Source organism: Staphylococcus sp. MZ3, from assembly GCF_018622755.1.
In the GTDB taxonomy this organism is placed as follows: domain Bacteria; phylum Bacillota; class Bacilli; order Staphylococcales; family Staphylococcaceae; genus Staphylococcus; species Staphylococcus aureus.
This window is the reverse complement of record NZ_CP076026.1, coordinates 2,478,741-2,497,806: the sequence shown is the minus strand read 5'-3', so window position 1 is coordinate 2,497,806 and position 19,066 is coordinate 2,478,741. Positions and strand designations below refer to the sequence as shown.

Sequence of the window (19,066 nt, the reverse complement as noted above, 5' to 3'; positions counted from 1 at the left end):
ATGAAGAAAATTAAATATATACTTGTCGTGTTTGTCTTATCGCTTACCGTATTATCTGGATGTAGTTTGCCCGGACTAGGTAGTAAGAGCACGAAAAATGATGTCAAAATTACAGCATTATCAACAAGCGAATCGCAAATTATTTCACATATGTTACGGTTGTTAATAGAGCATGATACACATGGTAAGATAAAGCCAACATTAGTAAATAATTTAGGGTCAAGTACGATTCAACATAATGCCTTAATTAATAGGGATGCTAATATATCAGGTGTTAGATATAATGGCACAGATTTAACGGGAGCTTTGAAGGAAGCACCAATTAAAGATCCTAAGAAAGCAATGATAGCCACACAACAAGGATTTAAAAAGAAATTTGATCAAACGTTTTTTGATTCGTATGGTTTTGCGAATACGTATGCATTCATGGTAACGAAGGAAACTGCTAAAAAATATCATTTAGAGACAGTTTCAGATTTAGCAAAGCATAGTAAAGATTTACGTTTAGGTATGGATAGTTCATGGATGAATCGTAAAGGCGATGGCTATGAAGGATTTAAAAAAGAGTATGGTTTCGACTTTGGTACAGTGAGACCAATGCAAATAGGTCTAGTCTACGACGCATTAAACTCAGAGAAGTTAGACGTTGCATTAGGTTATTCTACAGATGGTCGAATTGCGGCGTATGATTTGAAAGTACTTAAAGATGATAAACAATTTTTCCCACCTTATGCTGCGAGTGCTGTTGCAACAAATGAATTATTACGCCAACACCCAGAACTTAAAACGACGATTAATAAGTTGACAGGAAAGATTTCAACTTCAGAGATGCAGCGCTTGAATTATGAAGCGGATGGTAAAGGTAAAGAACCTGCTGTCGTCGCAGAAGAATTTTTGAAAAAACACCACTATTTTGATAAACAGAAAGGTGGTCATAAGTAATGGAAGGTAATTTATTACAGCAATTATTCAATTATTATGTTACGAACTTTGGCTATCTATGGGATTTATTTTTCAAACACTTATTAATGTCTGTCTATGGTGTGCTGTTTGCAGCTTTAATTGGTATTCCATTGGGAATCTTGCTTGCAAGATACACAAAACTTTCTGGATTTGTAATTACAATTGCAAATATAATTCAAACAGTTCCAGTCATTGCAATGTTAGCTATTTTAATGTTAGTCATGGGCTTAGGTTCAGAAACAGTAGTTTTAACAGTGTTTTTATATGCGTTACTTCCAATTATAAAAAACACTTATACTGGTATAGCTAGTGTTGATGCGAATATTAAGGATGCTGGCAAAGGTATGGGAATGACACGCAATCAAGTGCTACGAATGATTGAATTACCGTTATCTGTTTCGGTTATTATCGGTGGCATTCGTATTGCCTTGGTTGTTGCGATAGGTGTTGTTGCCGTTGGATCATTTATAGGAGCACCTACGCTTGGTGACATTGTGATTCGTGGTACAAATGCGACGGATGGCACAACGTTTATTTTAGCAGGTGCGATTCCGATTGCTATCATTGCAATCGTCATTGATGTACTATTAAGATTTTTAGAAAAACGATTAGACCCAACAACACGACATCGTAAAAATCAATCTAATCATCGGCCGCAAAGTATTAATATGTAATAGTAGAAGATGTTTATAATTTAGCGATTTCGTTTCATGATTTATAAAAAATGAGGCTACTCAAGGAGCTCAAATAATCTTTGAGTAGCCTTTTTATAGGTTGTGTTTGTATGCGTTTACACTAAAATAGCAATTATTATCATGAAAGTTTTTGGATAAAAAGCGTTAATTATTGTAAAAATGCTAAAAAATGAGATGTTTTATTTATAATTTTCTGCAAATTTATGATATTGTTTCTTAATATATCATATTAAAAATTTGTTTTTCTTAAACACAGGAGGCTTATCTAATTCATGGACACATCAAAACAATTTAGAGGTGACAACCGATTGCTTTTGGGTATCGTTTTAGGGGTTATTACCTTTTGGCTATTCGCGCAGTCACTTGTTAATCTTGTTGTCCCATTACAATCAACATATAGTAGTGACGTTGGAACGATAAATATCGCTGTTAGCTTATCTGCCTTATTTGCTGGTTTGTTTATCGTAGGTGCTGGTGATGTTGCTGATAAATTTGGTCGCGTCAAAATTACTTATGTAGGATTGATATTAAATGTTGTAGGTTCATTACTCATCATCATTACACCTTTGCCAGCATTTTTAATTATAGGTAGAATAATTCAAGGTTTGTCTGCAGCATGTATTATGCCATCAACACTTGCTATTATTAACGAATATTATATTGGTACAAGAAGACAACGTGCCTTAAGCTATTGGTCTATTGGTTCTTGGGGTGGTAGTGGTATTTGTACGTTGTTTGGTGGCTTAATGGCTACATATATAGGTTGGCGTTCAATATTTGTTGTTTCAATTCTATTAACATTATTAGCAATGTACTTAATCAAACATGCACCTGAAACTAAAGCAGAACCAATCAAAGGTATGAAAGCAGAAGCTAAAAAGTTTGACGTTATTGGTTTAGTCATTTTAGTAGTGACGATGTTAAGTTTAAATGTAATCATCACACAGACGTCTCATTTTGGTTTAGTTTCACCGTTAATTCTAGGTTTAATTGTTGTGTTTATCTGTTCATTAGTTGGTTTTGTATATTACGAAAATAAAATAAAGCATCCACTTGTTGATTTTTCAATTTTTAAAAATAGAGGATACAGTGGTGCAACTATTTCAAACTTCTTATTAAATGGTGTAGCAGGTGGTGCACTTATCGTCATTAACACGTATTATCAACAACAATTAGGATTTAATTCTTCGCAAACGGGTTATATTTCATTAACGTATTTAATAGCAGTGTTGTCAATGATTCGTGTAGGTGAAAAGATTTTATCTCAACATGGTCCGAAGCGCCCACTATTACTAGGAAGTGGCTTTACAGTGATTGGGTTAATCTTATTGTCGTTAACATTTTTACCAGAAATGTGGTATATCGTATCTAGTATAGTTGGATATTTATTGTTTGGTACTGGTTTAGGATTATATGCTACACCATCAACTGATACCGCAGTTGCTAGTGCGCCAGATGATAAGTCGGGTGTTGCTTCAGGTGTATATAAAATGGCGTCATCATTAGGAAATGCATTTGGAGTGGCAGTATCTGGTACGGTTTATACTGTGTTAGCAGCTAATTTAAATTTGAACTTAGGTGGTTTCACAGGTATGATGTTTAATGCCTTGCTAGCAATTGTTGCATTTTTAGTCATTTTACTATTAGTTCCTAAAAATCAAACGAATTTGTAAAACTGAAATGATAGCAAGTTATTATGTACGGATTTTAAAGGAAATTTTGTGAAAGTAAGTTTATCATACACACTTAATGTTGCGTATTGACGTTTAATGTTAGGTGTGTTCTTTTATAGACGATAAAAGCTGTGTGCATATTAAGCGAATGATTTTCAAATTGACGCTAATATGCGAAAGTAGTATTTTTAAAATGAACAACAACGATGAAGAGAGGTTTATAGGATGAAAATTGCAATTGCTGGATCGGGTGCATTAGGTAGTGGCTTTGGTGCCAAACTATTTCAAGCAGGATATGATGTCACACTTATTGACGGATATACATCTCATGTTGAAGCGGTTAAGCAACATGGATTAAATATAACGATTAATGGAGAGGCATTCGAGTTAAACATTCCGATGTATCATTTTAATGATCAACCGGACGAAAGCATTTACGATGTTGTCTTTCTATTTCCAAAGTCTATGCAATTAAAAGAAGTGATGGAAGCTATGAAGCCACATATTGATAATGAAACGATTGTCGTATGTACGATGAATGGTTTGAAGCATGAAGAAGTCATTGCGCAGTATGTTGCTCAATCACAAATTGTCAGAGGTGTTACGACTTGGACGGCAGGTCTTGAAAGCCCTGGACACAGTCATTTACTTGGTAGTGGACCAGTTGAAATAGGTGAACTAGTGGATGAAGGTAAAGAAAATGTTATAAAAGTTGCTGATTTACTTAACGAAGCGGAATTGAATGGTGTCATTAGTAAAGATTTATACCAATCGATTTGGAAAAAGATTTGTGTTAATGGTACGGCAAATGCATTAAGCACAGTGTTGGAGTGTAATATGGCATCGCTGAATGAAAGTAGTTATGCGAAGTGTTTGATTTATAAATTAACGCAAGAAATAGTGCATGTAGCGACGATTGATAATGTTCATTTAAATGTTGATGAAGTATTTGAATATTTAGTTGATTTAAATGAAAAAGTTGGTGCGCATTATCCATCCATGTATCAAGATTTAATTGTTAATAATAGAAAAACTGAAATTGATTATATTAATGGCGCAGTTGCAACATTAGGTAAACAACGTCATATTGAAGCGCCAGTCAATCGCTTTATTACTGATTTAATTCATACTAAAGAAAGTCAGCGACACGCACAGGATTAATTGGTGTTTTAGGTATGATTACAAGGAAATGACAATCACGTGATATTACGGTCATTATTAAGATTGAAATGTAATAAATAAAGAACAGCAGTAAGGTACTTTCAAATTGAAATGATCTTGGTGCTGTTTTTCTTGATTGATCTTCGTCATAATTCAGATTTGTCATAGGTCTACGACATACTATTAGTATTTACTAGACAGTTTTTACGACGACACTTTGAAAAATTTTGAGGCAAATCATTTGGAAGTCTCACGTGAATTTTGTAAACTCATCAAGCAAGTAATTATATTAAAAAGACAAATAGAGAAAAGGTGTTTATAATGAGTAAAATTTTTGTAACTGGTGCAACGGGCCTTATTGGCATTAAATTAGTTCAAAGACTAAAAGAAGAGGGGCATGAGGTTGCTGGTTTTACTACATCTGAGAATGGTCAACAAAAGCTAGCTGCTGTTAATGTAAAAGCATATATTGGTGATATATTAAAAGCTGATACTATTGATCAAGCGTTAGCAGATTTTAAACCAGAAATCATTATCAATCAAATTACGGATTTAAAAAATGTTGATATGGCAGCAAATACGAAAGTACGTATTGAAGGTTCTAAAAACCTAATTGATGCGGCGAAAAAGCATGACGTAAAGAAAGTAATTGCCCAAAGTATTGCCTTTATGTATGAACCTGGCGAAGGATTAGCAAATGAGGAAACTTCACTTGATTTTAACTCAACTGGCGATAGAAAAGTAACGGTTGATGGTGTGGTTGGTTTAGAAGAAGAAACGGCTCGTATGGATGAATACGTTGTTTTACGTTTTGGCTGGTTATATGGCCCAGGTACTTGGTACGGAAAAGATGGCATGATTTATAATCAATTTATGGATGGTCAAGTGACACTTTCAGATGGCGTAACATCATTTGTGCATCTTGATGATGCAGTTGAAACATCTATTCAAGCTATTCATTTTGAAAATGGTATCTATAATGTAGCAGATGATGCACCTGTTAAAGGTTCTGAATTTGCAGAATGGTATAAAGAACAACTTGGTGTTGAACCAAATATTGATATTCAACCTGCGCAACCATTTGAACGTGGCGTAAGCAATGAGAAGTTTAAAGCGCAAGGTGGTACTCTGATTTATCAAACTTGGAAAGATGGCATGAATCCAATTAAATAATAATTTATCCGTTTAATATACAAAGAATAAAGACTTGGTCGAATCGTGGATGATATATTATCAAACGCACGGCTCGAACAAGTCTTTTTATTATGTCTTCGTTATCTTTGTATGAAGGAATAATAGAATTACAATTAATGTACTGAATAATGCAATTAATGTTGTGATTAGTGCTAATTTAATTTCTATTGGTAGCCAAGTCAGTACAAAAGACCAATTATTGCTACCGAGAATGAGATATGGTAATGCATATAATATGAGCGCTATAGCGATACATAAACATAAAGTTAGCCAACTCAATACAGCAATCCGTTTTGATCTACGCAAAAGAATTTGACCATGGCGCATTTGCCAAGCACGATAAGCTGAGAATATAAATGCTAATAAAATAAGTGTTGTCATCAAAACGGTAACAATATTAAATTGGTCTTTATATTGATTGAGTATAGACGCAACCGTCGAATATCGCTTGTGATTTACAATTTGTGTATTAAGATGCTCAACTAATTTGGGTACATATTCCGAATTTAGATTTGCAAGCACAACAATTCCATAATTTTGTTTTGGATTTAGTAAAATAAATGATGAAAAGTTATCGAGCGTTCCTGAATGAAACACTAAATGTTCATCATTATTGGTAAACCAGCCCGAAGCATATGCATTGGCATTAGGTTCACCAATTGTTGATGATAAATTTTTATGTGATTGTTGAACTAATGATTTGTATTTATCAGGTGGATTAAGTTGGAATTTTATCCAATGTTCCAAATCTTCAGTTGATGTCATCATATATGCTGATGGTGTATCCCAAAGGTTAAATTCAGGTTTAGAGACGACAGGTGTCGAACCTTGTAATTCGTAGCCAATAGCATCATGTTTTGATTTGTTATTGGTTTGTTTGAATGATGTATGTGTCATATGCAAAGGCTTGAGCCATGAATTTGTAATATATTTTGTATAGGATTGCTTCGTAACGTTTTGGATAATTAAACCTAATAAATCATAGTTCATATTTGAGTATTCAAATTCTTCTCCGGGCTTATGATGTAATTCATCACCCATAATTGCACGGGTTACATCATTTAAACGATTATTTTTATTTGTTACGGCGTCTTCGCTTGTAATATCACTAGGTATACCACTTGTTTGAGCCAAAAGTTGCTTAATCGTAATAGTTTCATTTTGACCATTATAGTTCATTTTAAAATGAGGCACATGTTTGGATACGTCATCATTTAAGTTTAATCGACCTTCTTGAGCTAATTTTAAAATTGCAAGACCTGTGAAAGCTTTAGTATTAGAAGCAATTTCATACTTTGTTGTGGGAGAAGCTTTGACTTTTTTATCAACATCTTGATAACCATAACCTTTATTTAAAAAAACTTTGCCATTTTTTACTATTAAAATTGATGCTCCAGGAATGTGTCCCTTTTGTAAATCATGCTCGATAATTGTATCTATTTGTTGTTGCGAATCATTGGTTAACCGTGTCTTCGTATTGCTATTTAATGTTATATGTATAGCAATTGAAATGGCGACTAAAATGATAATAGAAATGGATAGAAAATACAGTTTTTTAGTAGTCATAAACGTTCCTTTTTATATGTTAAATTTACTTAAGTGCCTAATGAGATTTATTTTATTATACCAGTTCTATTGAATAAATTAATTAAAGAGGTATATTTACCATTATTTTTGACACCTTATATGTTAATAGGTGTATAATTACATAAAAAATATTAATTAACTCTCTATACTTTTTGGAAAGATAGGCGTATAGTGATATCCATCAAAAACTATAAAAAGGAATAGGAGATTATGTTCAATCAATTTAAAAGACTTATTATAGGGCAACCTAAAAAAAACAGAGAACTAAAAGACGAAAAGATATCGAAGTTTAAAGGGTTAGCGATTCTTTCGTCGGATGCATTATCTTCAGTGGCTTACGGTCCCGAACAAATACTGATTACATTATCAGTAGTGGGTGCAGTTGCAACTTGGTATACTTTACCGATTGCAGGTGCTGTTCTGATCTTATTAGCTGCTTTAATTATGTCTTATAGGCAAATTATTTATGCATATCCTAAAGGTGGCGGCGCGTATATGGTGTCCAAGACCAATTTAGGAGAAAAATGGGGATTGCTTGCAGGAGGCTCATTATTAGTCGATTACATACTGACTGTCGCTGTTAGTATATCATCTGGTGCTGATGCATTTGTTGCTGCATTCCCAAGTTTATATGGGCATAAAGTACTGATTGCATGTTTACTTGTACTTTTTATTTTAATATTAAATTTACGTGGTTTAACTGAATCTGCCACCGTATTATCCTATCCAGTATATCTTTTCATTATAGGGTTAGTGATATTAATATTTATAGGTACTTTCCGTGTGGCGACAGGAGATATTCAACCACATATGCATGCATCAGTAGGAACTGCGGTTCCTGGAGTAACATTATTCTTGCTATTAAAAGCATTTTCTTCAGGGGCTTCATCATTAACAGGTGTTGAAGCTATTTCAAATGCGGTAACCAATTTTAGAGAACCAAGTGCTAATAATGCTGTAAAAACGTTAATTGCTATGGGTTCAATTTTAGCGTTTTTATTAGTTGGTATCGTTGGTTTAGCATATGTTTATGGAATTATGCCACAAACGGAAACGACAGTTTTATCACAATTAGCTATGCAAATATTTGGTGATAATGCTGCCTTCTATTTTGTACAGGCAACGACTGTGATGATTTTGGTATTAGCAGCAAACACTGGATTTACAGCTTTTCCGATGTTAGCAGCTTCAATGTCTAAAGATAAATATATGCCTAGAATGTTTACTGTTAGAGGTGATCGCTTAGGCTACTCTAACTCAATTATTATTTTAGGTGTATTAGCCATTATTTTAATTATTGTATTTGATGGTATGACTGAAGATTTAATTCCATTGTATGCTGTTGGTGTATTTATTCCATTTACACTAGCACAATTCGGTATGGTTATTAAATGGATTCATGAACGTCCTAAGAATTGGTTAAGTAAGTTGTCTGTGAACTTACTTGGTGGTATCGTGACATTTATTGTTTTTATGATTTTACTCATAACTAAATTTAGCCAAGTATGGCCGATACTTATTTTCTTGCCGTTCGTGGTGATTTTCTTCTTGAAAATTAACAAACATTATCGAGATATCGCAGAACAATTACGTTCTGACATTGATGTTCATAATGTAGAAGTAGTAGATCGTAATTTAGCAATTGTGCCGATAACAAGCATTACAACTGCAGTTGATAAGTCTATTTATTACGCACAAATGCTTGCAAATAATGATGTCATTGCGGTACATGTATCATTTGGAGATGAAGATGAAAAAGCATTCCAAGAGAAATGGAAGCGTCATTTCCCAGATGTAAGATTAGTTATTTTACACTCGGAATATCGCAGTATTATACGACCAATTTCACGTTTTATCGATAAGATTAATCGTAAAGCCAACGATCAAAACTATATGATTACAGTAGTGATACCAGAATTTATTATTAAGAAACGTTGGCATAATTTATTACACAATCAAACTAGTTTGCGTATGAAATTGTATTTAATTTATCAAAAGAATGTTAACGTATGTACAATTCCATTTAAACTTAAAAAATAGATTCTATAATCAATCGGATTGATGAAAGGTTATTTACTTTTCATCAATCCGATTTTTTGATGTTGAATATAAAAACCCCGTACATATGAGATGGTAATGACTTTGTCTCATATGTACGGGGGTGTTGTTATGTCTTACTTAATGTTTGGACTGTAAAGACAAGACAATTTCGTTGTAATTGATATTTTCTCGAATTTGAGCTGCAACGATATTGTTGATTTTATTTTTGCGAATTAATTCATCTAAAAGATGACGTTGTAAGTACAATGCTTCCAATTTGTGGTTATGGAACATAGCTTGCGGTATGATTTGATTGCTGTTTTCTTGACGTTCTTTTCGACGTTGTGCACGCCACTTTAATGAGCGACTCATATCATAGTAATGATTAATGACTAAGCTAACCTCAAGTACATTTGTACTATTTTGTTCTTCTTTTAAGCGTAAAATAATATTGTGATTCACAATACGCATAATTTTTTGAACATCTTTGAATGAATTTTCAAATTCTTGCTTCTTAGATTCTTTGTTTAAGGCTTTGTAGTGCTTCATCGCTTTAAGTCTAAGCCATAACATCTTGAAGAAGTTTGCAAATTTTTCAACAAATGAAGCAGTACGGTGTGTCTCTGTTAATTCGACAATATTGCGGTAATTATTAATATCCTGATATGTTGCCTTACCTTTATCAATTAAACGCTCAAGTGTAGATGTTTCGATTACTTTTGCAATATCTTCTAAACGTTTGAGTTCTTTTGTATTTTGATTATCAGGTTCTGAATTTAATAAAAATAACAATTCTCCATAGTATTGGTTTAATACTGGGCGATAATTTGTATCGCTTTTGTCTTTTTTACTTTCGTTTTTAAAATGCTGGATCACTTTTTGAACAATGAAAATTTTGGCAGATTGATAAGTCATACCTTTAAAAGTAGTATCTTCGGCAGATGGTGTAATTAAAGGTAAAACAATTTGCGCTAAGATTAAACTAATTAATACCATGAAAGATGCAATAAACAATAAATCATTACGGTATTCGAATGCTTGTCCTTTTGTAATGATAAATGGTAATGTAAGTGCCATTGAAAGTGAAATTGTACCGTGAATACCACACATGGTCATAATAAATGCGTAACGCACACGAGAAGGTGGTGTTTCATGTGAATCATGTTCCTCGTCTAGATAAGATTGTATATTTTTCGGGAAATAAAAATCTTTGTACCAGAAATAAACCCAAACAAATCGACATGCATAAATTGCAATAGCGATTAATATAGTGATCACTATTAAAAATGAAAAGTTGTCAGGCTCTGTTTGGAAAATATCTATGACTACAGTAGGAATCATAAAACCTAATACAACAAATACAAAACCATTTAAGGCATAACTAAATGTGTTCCAAATTTGATGGTAATTCATTTGTAGTTCCGTTTGTGCTCTAATTAAACGGTCGCGTTCTAAACCATGGATTAGACCTGCGATTACAACTGCAATGATACCTGAAGCATGAACTTCTTCTGCTAAAAAGTATACGACAAAAGGAGTTAATAATTGAATAAAGGTTAAGGTATTGTTATCTTTTAAACCTTTATTAGCGGTTAAGTCTATACGTATTCTAACGACAACGAATCCAATAATTGCACCAATAAGTACACCTAGTATTGTTGAAATGATAAATTGTTCAACAGCTTGGAATAATGAAAAGGTACCAGTTACTAATGCAGTAACAGCAATTTTAAATGAAATGATACCTGCTGCATCATTGAGTAAAGATTCACCTTCTAAAATCGTCATAGAACCTTTAGGTAATAATTTTCCGCGTGTAATAGCAGATACTGCTACTGCATCAGTAGGACATAAAATTGCTGCTATTGCAAAAGCGGCTGGCATTGGTAAGGCAGGCCAAATCCAATGTATAAAATAGCCAACACCGACTACAGTTGCAAACACTAGTGCCATTGACATTAATAGTATAGGTTTACGATATTCTAATAATTTTGTTCGAGAGACGTGGGTACCTTCCACAAAAAGTAGTGGCGCGATAACGGCAAACATAAATACTTCAGAATTGAATTGGAAATCAACTTGTATTGGAATAATGAAAATAACGACACCTAATGCAATTTGAATAAAGGCAGTAGGAATTTGTGGGAATCGATTATTGATAACCGAACTAATAATCACAGCAAAGATAAAAATTAAAAATGCTTCTAATAGTGCCATACAATACTCCTCAAAATTTTAATAGTTAATATTTTATCACTTTTAAGGCATAATGACATAGATATATTGATAAAATGAAGTTATTTTCAAAAAAACTCTAGTATCGGTTGAACTGATACTAGAGCGAGATGTTTAAATTATTGATTGTCATATCTGAAATGACCGCTGTCATTTTGTCGTTGTTCATACGCGAGTTTTTCAGCATTCGTTTTGTATTTTTTATAAAAGAAAAATAAAAATATAAACCAGAATGGCGAAATATAAATAGCTGCTCTTGTTTCGTCACTAAAGAATAATAAAATGAATACAAAGAAGAAGAACGCTAGAATAATGTAAGCAATAGGCTTACCACCAATCAACTTAAATTTACTGTTTTTATGTGCCTCAGGATGCTTTTTCAAATACATTAGATAAGCGACAATAATCATTGTCCAAACAACTAAAAACAACACAGTTGATAACGTTGTAACGTATATGAATAGTTGAATTGCATTAGGGAAAATGTAGTTTAACAAGGCTGCTATAAGTAATGCAATTGATGAAACTAACATTGATAAATAAGGCACGCCATGACTATTCGTTTTATTTAAAACTTTAGGACCTAACCCTTGTTGTGACAGTCCGAATAAGATACGACTATTCGAATAGATACCACTATTTGTAGCAGAGGCCGCGGCAGTTAGCACGACAAAGTTAACGACACCTGCTGCAAATGGCACGCCGATTAATGTAAAGAGTTTAACGAAAGGGCTACTATTTGGATCGATATCATTCCAAGGTATGACTGACATAATTACTAATAGACCACCGATATAGAATAATAAAATACGGATAGGTACATTATTAATTGCTTTCGGTAAGGTTTTTTCAGGATCTTTCGTTTCACCAGCAGTTACACCTATAAGTTCAATACCAATGAATGAATATACAGCAATTTGGAATGACATTAAGAAACCAAATGTTCCACCAGGGAACATGCCACCGTGACTGATTAAGTTTGTGAATGATGCATGTCCATAATGTGTTTTAAATGAGAAAAAGATTAATACAAGACCAACGATAACCATCGCAATAATTGTGACAACTTTAATAATAGAGAACCAAAACTCCAGTTCACCAAATAATCTGGCACCTAATAAGTTGAAGCTAATCAAGATTAAAACAATAAATAGCACGGTAATCCAATTTGGGACTTGTGGATACCAAAATGCAAAGTATTGTCCCATCGCAGTTAGGTCTGACATACTTGATACAATCCAACATAACCAGTAAGTCCAGCCAATGACAAAGCCACCAAAAGGGCCTAAATATTCATTTGCAATATCAACAAATGAATTAAATCTTGTATTGCTCAACAACAATTCGCCTAATGCGCGCATAAAAGCGAATAGTACAACCCCAATAATCATGTATGTGAATAACAGTGATGGACCAGTTAAAGATATTGTTTGACCTGATCCTAGGAATAACCCAGTTCCAATTGCGCCCCCAATTGCTATCAATTGGATGTGTCTGTTATTCAACTCTCTATGCAATTTTCTTGCCATAATTTTCCTCCTCAGGATAAAGCAAATAAAAAAGTTGTGTGTAAGCGTTTTCTTAATTATAAATACTAAAGAAATCCATTTAATAAAGCAATTATTTTTTTAAATATAAGAAAAAACATTTGATAGGTAAGGGTATGATAACTAAAACTTATCGATTTTTTGAAAAGATATAAGTTTTTATGCAAAAATATAAAATAATCATCTAAATGAAGCAGTTAACTATATATATTAGATAAGCTATGGCATAATAAATAACATTTTAATTTGAGTAAAGAAGGTATGGGTATGAAGATAGGGACAATCGCCGATTTACATATTGATCGTCATAATAAAAAAACATCCGAAGATTACTTAGAGGCATTGGTTGAAATAGTTAAGTATAAGAAATTGGATATATTGTTGATTGCGGGAGATATCTCAAATCATTATCAATTGACGCACCAATTTATAACGCAATTGACAAAACAATTAGATATACCTGTGAAATTTGTTCCTGGAAACCATGATTTATGGGAAGTTGAAAGTATGACTACGCAAGACATTTGGAATAATTATAAGAGCATGTCACAGTGCTTGGTAGGAAAACCATTTATAGTAAATGAAGAATGGGCAATAATAGGACATACAGGTTGGTATGATTATAGCTTTGCAGCACAACGATTTTCATTAGAACATTTACAAAAAGGAAAACATTATGGTGCGACTTGGCAAGATAAAGAACGAATATCTTGGGGCATATCAGATCAAAATTTATCTAAAATAGCGGCTGAACAAGTGAAGAAAGATATATTAGAAGTAGGAAATAGACGAGTGATTTTAGTCACACATGTTGTGACGCACCCTGATTTCATTGTTCCTATGCCACATCGTATATTCGATTTTTATAATGCATTTATTGGGACAAGTGATTTCAATCCTTTGTATGCGATGTTCGATATACCATATAGTATTATGGGCCATGTTCATTTTCGTAAAAGTGTGATAGATGATGGCAGATGTTATCTCTGTCCGTGTCTAGGCTATCCAAGACAATGGCGTTCAGAAGATATTTACCAGGAAATAAATGAGACGATACAAATAATAGAAATTTAAAATGCGCAAACCTGACCCAGTTTGCGCATTTTATGTTTTACACACGCGAGTAATGTGTTTACTTACGTGTGTTTATTTTGTTGTTGATTTTCAATTGTATATGAATGTGGTTGCACATAAATGCACTTTCTTCCTGGTGAATTAAAGCTGTATTCCATTTTCTCTTTACGAATTTTAATAATTTGTTTGCGATTTGGAATGATGGCAGGTAAAACTAGGCCACGACGAATATGACTCCAAAGTGGATCGATATAATAGTAATAGTAATCATCGTACCCAATGAGTAACGTTACGTGAATATTTGAAACTTGTTTCGCTGGCTTGTTATCAAAGCGGAAAACACGTAGTAATGGTTTAGAGCCAAGATTAGTATGGTATATTAACACAGGTTGACCTTGATCGATAATACCTTTAAGATCTTCTAAGGATTTACCAGTGCCGTCTACGATATTAGGATTGTATTTTTGTAAAAATGGTACATATGCTTCTGGAAATATCGTTTGATGATAATTGCCAAGCTTAATGAATAAGTGATGTCCAACATAACCTTTATGTGGATTGTTCGGATGTGTCGGCCAATGTCTCATAATTTCTGTAGCAGGGATATGTTGGTTATTGTATTGCAACATCATGGCTGCGGAAACACCTTCACACCCCATGACCATAGGGATAGGAAATAGCTGACTGATAGGTTTAACTGGTAATATTTTTCGGTTCATAATATAGTCCTCGCATTGATTCAATAAATATTTAATATAATTATATAGCGTCAATGCAAAATGTCCTAAACATATGTTTTACATGAGTGAATAAAATTAATGGAGTGATAAAATGGAATATCAATTACAACAACTTGCGTCGTTAACGTTAGTAGGTATTAAAGAAACGTATGAAAATGGACGACAGGCTCAGCAACATATAGCAGGGTTTTGGCAAAGATGTTATCAAGAGGGAGTAATTGCGGATTTACAGTTAAAAAATAATGGTGATTTAGCCGGGATACTTGGCTTATGTATACCTGAATTAGACGGTAAGATGTCATATATGATTGCAGTTACCGGAGATAATAGTGCTGATATTGAAAAATATGATGTCATAACATTAGCAAGTTCAAAGTATATGGTATTTGAAGCACAGGGCGCAGTACCTAAAGCAGTTCAACAAAAAATGGAAGAGGTTCATCACTACATACATCAATATCAAGCAGATACGGTAAAATCAGCACCATTTTTTGAGTTGTATCAGGATGGTGATACTACAAGTGAAAAATATATTACAGAAATTTGGATGCCTGTTAAAGGGTGATTGAATAGAAATGTCCTTGATATGAAGGCGTAATTTTAGTTGAAGATTCGATCTCATAATTCATAAAGAAGAACCCTGACAAAGATAGATATCTTTGCTAGGGTTCTAATTATGTTGAAGTGTTATGCGACATGTTGCTTTTTAATCATTTTAAAGTAAATGATTTGTAGACTGACTAATAGAATGGCTGTAATGAAGATAATAATCATATATGGTGATGTATTAAATTCGCCTTTTAAGCCAACTAATGGTGCAACAGCGCCACCTAAGATAAATTGGAATAAGCCAAGTAAACTTGATGCGTTACCACTGCCACCTGTTCGTTCTTCCATAGCCATTGTGAAACCAAGCGGTCCAATTGACGTCACAGGACACACATTTAAGAAGAATGCGATGAGTAAGACCCAAAGTGGTAAATGGAATGTAAGTGTCAGGATAATTAAAGCAACACCTACCACTTGTATAATAGTTAAAATGATTAATAATATGTGGCGATGTAATTTTTCTACTAATAAAGCAACGACTTGACTGACAATGATTAAACCTACACCGTTAACAGCAAACATGATACTAAATTGTTGGTGTGTCATATTATACAATTTTTGAGTAATAAATGGCGATGCAGATGAATAACTAAATAGCATTACATAAGTTAAACCTTGTAATAGCATTGGAATAATAAACGCTGGTTTTTTCAATAGACTTCCAAAGTCTTTAATGACGCTACTAAAATTCACCTGCTTTAATTCATCTTTAGATGTTTTAGGTAATTGAGAAGCGACGCCAATTAAAATGATGAGTGCCACAATAGTTAAAATTGTGAAAATAGAACGCCATGTTGCTACGGATAAAGCTAATCCACCAGCTAATGGTGCAAGAATAGTGATGATGCCATTAACTACCATTAAAGATGCTAAAAATTTAGCGAGTGCGTTGCCACTAAATTTATCACCAGCAGAGGCTTTGGCAATCACGATGACGCCACCACCAGTTAAACCTTGAATAAATCGTAAAGTTAAGAATAATGGCAATTGATCAACAAACATAGACAAACCTGATACCAAAATGAAAATGATCAAAATGGATACAGCAATCCGTTTGCGACCAAAAGCATCGGATAAAGGTCCAAAGATAAATTGGCCTAGTGCAAGACCAATCATTGTGAATGATAATGTTAATTGAATTTCTGATGTAGTAGAACCAAAATCACCTTGCACTTTAGGTAACGATGGTACGTACATATCTATAGTTAGTGGGCCAAAAGCGGTCATGACGCCTAACGTAATTAGCAATAAAAATGAAAAATGCTTCGTTTTGGTTTTCGTTGATTGCATGATCAGACTCCTTTAAATGATATAATTATATAAATTATATACGTTTTGTGTGTATTTGTATGTAGTTAGAATACAAGTTTATATAAAAAATCCCTATACTCTTAATGCATCATCACTAATAACGTAGTGATACAGATAAAGTATAGGGAATTAATGTTTATCATCAAAGCAGGTGTAATAATTAATTAGCGCCACCATTGTCATCTTTAAATAAGCTTTCTAATTTAGATTTAATACTGTCGAATTTTGTATTAATATCATTTAACATGCTTTCAATTTTACCTTGGCTTGCATTGTTTTTAAGTGCATTATTTGCCTCTGTCAATTTGTTGATTTGGTCTTGATAAAATTGAGTTAGCTTAGAATCAGCTTTGTTTTGTTCTTGCTGCTTCAAGTTGTCGATTTGATTTTGTAAATTTTTAATAATGTCATCAGTTTTTTGGTTGTTTTTAATATTTTCTTTAGCATTATCGACTTGCTGGTTAATTTGGCCGTCTTGATTTTCAACTTGTTTTTTATAATTTTGAGAGACTTTAGGGTCATTACTAACTTTATCGCTATCATTGTTAAGTAAGGCGCGTGTGACAAAAATAGCGACAATAATTAAGAGAATGGCAATAATGATATATAACCATTTTTTTGAACGGCGGGATTTCTCGTTTTCTTCTTCAAGAATTTGTTCTCTTCGATAATCTCTACCATTATAGTATCGTTCCGGGTGTTCTTCAGGATCGCCTTTAGCATATTGTTGTCTATACGATGCGTCTTCAGATTGACGACGATGATTTTGGTTTTGATTGTCGTATTGATATGAATCACGGTATTTATCAGTTCTTTTCATGTGTTTCACCTCATTCAAGTTTTAACTGCAAATAATAAAGCTGATGATTTACTTTGACATTATTGTAATTTCAGAATACGAGCAATGTCAGTTGCAGTGTTTAATAAATTTTGTTCGCTATTTTGTAGGACATCTTCTAAAGTGCTAGGTGAAGAGATTATAGAATAGGCACTATCAATACCGAAATCGTAAACATGTTGATAATTTTCGCCTAGACTGCCACAAATCGCGATGACAGGAATATGATATTGTTTTGCAGCTAACGCAACGCCTACGGGTGTTTTACCAAAGATGGTCTGATAATCCATGCGTCCTTCTCCAGTAATAACGAGGTCTGCATCTTTAATTCTTTGATGAAAATCTGTAATGTCAAAGACGACATCAATACCTTTTGTTAAAGTTGTCTCACAAAACGCTAATAATGCTGCGCCCATACCGCCAGCTGCACCAGAACCTGGTATTTGATTAACGGACTTTCCTGTGCACATTTTTATCTTATCATGATAATGCGACATTGCGAAATCCAACTTTGGTATCATCTTTGCATCAGCGCCTTTTTGAGGACCATAAATATAGGTAGCACCATTTTCACCCAATAAAGGATTTGAAACATCACAGGCCACTTTAAAGGTCACCTCTTTTAATCGCGAATCTAGATTGGTTATATCGATTTGTGCAATGTGAGCAAGATTAGCACCATTCATTTGTAATAAGTCCCCGTTTACATCAGTAAACTTTACGCCTAGTGCACTTAGCATACCTGTACCACCATCATTTGTTGCACTGCCACCAATCCCTAAAATAATGGTCTTAGCACCATGATTTAATGCATCTTTAATTAGTTCACCGGTACCATATGATGATGTGTATAAAGGATTACGTTCCTCTTTTTCTAATAAATCCAAACCTGACGCTGCCGCCATTTCAATAATTGCAATTTGTTGTTCGTCTGCGCGTGCATAACATGCTTCAATAGGTCGCATTAAAGGGTCATTAACGATGACTGTATACTTAGTGGCACCTGTTGCATGCATTAAAGCATCTGTGGTACCTTCACCACCATCAGCCATCGGAATGATATCATAATGAAGGGTATTCCCATAAACATTAGTAAATGCCTGTTTTATAATATTGCCAACTTGCTGTGCGGTCATACTTTCCTTAAATGAGTCAGGAGCGATGACAATTTTTTGTAATTGCATAGTAGACATCCTCTCATTACTGTTGTCGCTCTTATTGTATATAAAATTACTAGTGAACTAAAGTAATCTCTATAGTGCTAATGAGTCACGCGATAAATCAGTTACATTATAATGGCGTATAAGGATGAGAGGAAAGAGACTAAATTTGCTGTGAAAGGGTATAAAGGTTGAAATAAGTAAATTTGAAGTGAAGCGGATTGGCTCGCATATTCGAG

At 33.6% G+C, this 19,066-nt stretch carries 15 protein-coding genes; 8 read left to right on the top strand and 7 right to left on the bottom strand.

Annotated features, from left to right (window positions below; genetic code table 11):
• The 5 genes from KI230_RS12320 (at window position 1) to KI230_RS12300 (ending at window position 5,665) form a co-directional block, all read left to right on the top strand.
• Complete coding sequence (locus KI230_RS12320; RefSeq protein WP_045177684.1) at window positions 1–942, top strand: osmoprotectant ABC transporter substrate-binding protein; 942 nt, start codon at window positions 1–3, stop codon at window positions 940–942.
• Window positions 942–1,637, top strand: coding sequence for an ABC transporter permease (locus KI230_RS12315; protein ID WP_000398941.1), 696 nt, complete (start codon window positions 942–944; stop codon window positions 1,635–1,637). Before KI230_RS12320 ends, KI230_RS12315 begins: the two co-directional genes overlap by 1 nt.
• A 293-nt stretch (window positions 1,638–1,930) precedes the next feature.
• Window positions 1,931–3,331, top strand: a complete 1,401-nt coding sequence (locus KI230_RS12310; protein ID WP_000381267.1) for an MFS transporter — start codon at window positions 1,931–1,933, stop codon at window positions 3,329–3,331.
• 225 nt (window positions 3,332–3,556) lie between these two features.
• Window positions 3,557–4,492, top strand: coding sequence for a 2-dehydropantoate 2-reductase (locus KI230_RS12305; RefSeq protein WP_000684051.1), 936 nt, complete (start codon window positions 3,557–3,559; stop codon window positions 4,490–4,492).
• Window positions 4,493–4,813: 321 nt separating this feature from the next.
• The gene (locus KI230_RS12300; RefSeq protein ID WP_000034507.1) at window positions 4,814–5,665 is read left to right on the top strand and encodes an NAD-dependent epimerase/dehydratase family protein; all 852 of its coding nucleotides are present in this window, start codon (window positions 4,814–4,816) and stop codon (window positions 5,663–5,665) included.
• 90 nt (window positions 5,666–5,755) lie between these two features.
• On the opposite strand, the gene KI230_RS12295 is transcribed toward KI230_RS12300, so the two are convergent.
• On the bottom strand, window positions 5,756–7,252 hold the full coding sequence (locus KI230_RS12295; RefSeq protein WP_000208558.1) for a serine hydrolase domain-containing protein: 1,497 nt from the start codon (window positions 7,250–7,252) through the stop codon (window positions 5,756–5,758).
• A gap of 231 nt (window positions 7,253–7,483) precedes the next feature.
• On the opposite strand from KI230_RS12295, the gene kimA reads away from it, so the two are divergent.
• On the top strand, window positions 7,484–9,313 hold the full coding sequence (kimA, locus tag KI230_RS12290) for a potassium transporter KimA (RefSeq protein ID WP_045177681.1): 1,830 nt from the start codon (window positions 7,484–7,486) through the stop codon (window positions 9,311–9,313).
• 138 nt (window positions 9,314–9,451) lie between these two features.
• On the opposite strand, the gene KI230_RS12285 is transcribed toward kimA, so the two are convergent.
• The gene (locus KI230_RS12285; protein WP_001185696.1) at window positions 9,452–11,530 is read right to left on the bottom strand and encodes a cation:proton antiporter; all 2,079 of its coding nucleotides are present in this window, start codon (window positions 11,528–11,530) and stop codon (window positions 9,452–9,454) included.
• A 137-nt stretch (window positions 11,531–11,667) separates the two neighbouring features.
• The gene (locus KI230_RS12280; protein WP_000101542.1) at window positions 11,668–13,077 is read right to left on the bottom strand and encodes an amino acid permease; all 1,410 of its coding nucleotides are present in this window, start codon (window positions 13,075–13,077) and stop codon (window positions 11,668–11,670) included.
• Between the two features lie 285 nt (window positions 13,078–13,362).
• On the opposite strand from KI230_RS12280, the gene KI230_RS12275 reads away from it, so the two are divergent.
• Window positions 13,363–14,169, top strand: coding sequence for a metallophosphoesterase (locus KI230_RS12275; RefSeq protein WP_000690199.1), 807 nt, complete (start codon window positions 13,363–13,365; stop codon window positions 14,167–14,169).
• A 62-nt stretch (window positions 14,170–14,231) separates the two neighbouring features.
• Here the strand turns inward: KI230_RS12275 and KI230_RS12270 are convergent, their stop codons facing one another.
• Window positions 14,232–14,888: a C39 family peptidase gene (locus KI230_RS12270; RefSeq protein WP_001080281.1), complete on the bottom strand. Its 657-nt coding sequence runs from the start codon at window positions 14,886–14,888 to the stop codon at window positions 14,232–14,234.
• A 112-nt stretch (window positions 14,889–15,000) separates the two neighbouring features.
• Here KI230_RS12270 and KI230_RS12265 point away from each other — a divergent pair, with 112 nt between their 5' ends.
• Window positions 15,001–15,474, top strand: a complete 474-nt coding sequence (locus tag KI230_RS12265; protein WP_000456489.1) for a GyrI-like domain-containing protein — start codon at window positions 15,001–15,003, stop codon at window positions 15,472–15,474.
• 122 nt (window positions 15,475–15,596) lie between these two features.
• On the opposite strand, the gene tcaB is transcribed toward KI230_RS12265, so the two are convergent.
• From tcaB to KI230_RS12250, 3 genes are all read right to left on the bottom strand, one after another.
• Complete coding sequence (gene tcaB, locus KI230_RS12260) at window positions 15,597–16,808, bottom strand: putative multidrug effflux MFS transporter TcaB (protein ID WP_214958277.1); 1,212 nt, start codon at window positions 16,806–16,808, stop codon at window positions 15,597–15,599.
• 181 nt (window positions 16,809–16,989) lie between these two features.
• Window positions 16,990–17,649, bottom strand: a complete 660-nt coding sequence (locus KI230_RS12255) for a membrane protein (RefSeq protein WP_000831298.1) — start codon at window positions 17,647–17,649, stop codon at window positions 16,990–16,992.
• A 59-nt stretch (window positions 17,650–17,708) separates the two neighbouring features.
• Complete coding sequence (locus KI230_RS12250) at window positions 17,709–18,851, bottom strand: glycerate kinase (protein ID WP_001176863.1); 1,143 nt, start codon at window positions 18,849–18,851, stop codon at window positions 17,709–17,711.
• Window positions 18,852–19,066 lie beyond the last annotated feature (215 nt).

Coding starts and splice junctions, on each gene's coding strand:
- KI230_RS12300 (WP_000034507.1), top strand. CDS start 4,814: ATGAGTAAAATTTTTGTAACTGGTGCAACGGGCCTTATTGGCATTAAA.
- KI230_RS12280 (WP_000101542.1), bottom strand. CDS start 13,077: ATGGCAAGAAAATTGCATAGAGAGTTGAATAACAGACACATCCAATTG.
- KI230_RS12275 (WP_000690199.1), top strand. CDS start 13,363: ATGAAGATAGGGACAATCGCCGATTTACATATTGATCGTCATAATAAA.
- KI230_RS12270 (WP_001080281.1), bottom strand. CDS start 14,888: ATGAACCGAAAAATATTACCAGTTAAACCTATCAGTCAGCTATTTCCT.
- tcaB (WP_214958277.1), bottom strand. CDS start 16,808: ATGCAATCAACGAAAACCAAAACGAAGCATTTTTCATTTTTATTGCTA.
- KI230_RS12265 (WP_000456489.1), top strand. CDS start 15,001: ATGGAATATCAATTACAACAACTTGCGTCGTTAACGTTAGTAGGTATT.
- KI230_RS12285 (WP_001185696.1), bottom strand. CDS start 11,530: ATGGCACTATTAGAAGCATTTTTAATTTTTATCTTTGCTGTGATTATT.
- KI230_RS12305 (WP_000684051.1), top strand. CDS start 3,557: ATGAAAATTGCAATTGCTGGATCGGGTGCATTAGGTAGTGGCTTTGGT.
- KI230_RS12295 (WP_000208558.1), bottom strand. CDS start 7,252: ATGACTACTAAAAAACTGTATTTTCTATCCATTTCTATTATCATTTTA.
- kimA (WP_045177681.1), top strand. CDS start 7,484: ATGTTCAATCAATTTAAAAGACTTATTATAGGGCAACCTAAAAAAAAC.
- KI230_RS12310 (WP_000381267.1), top strand. CDS start 1,931: ATGGACACATCAAAACAATTTAGAGGTGACAACCGATTGCTTTTGGGT.
- KI230_RS12250 (WP_001176863.1), bottom strand. CDS start 18,851: ATGCAATTACAAAAAATTGTCATCGCTCCTGACTCATTTAAGGAAAGT.
- KI230_RS12320 (WP_045177684.1), top strand. CDS start 1: ATGAAGAAAATTAAATATATACTTGTCGTGTTTGTCTTATCGCTTACC.
- KI230_RS12315 (WP_000398941.1), top strand. CDS start 942: ATGGAAGGTAATTTATTACAGCAATTATTCAATTATTATGTTACGAAC.
- KI230_RS12255 (WP_000831298.1), bottom strand. CDS start 17,649: ATGAAAAGAACTGATAAATACCGTGATTCATATCAATACGACAATCAA.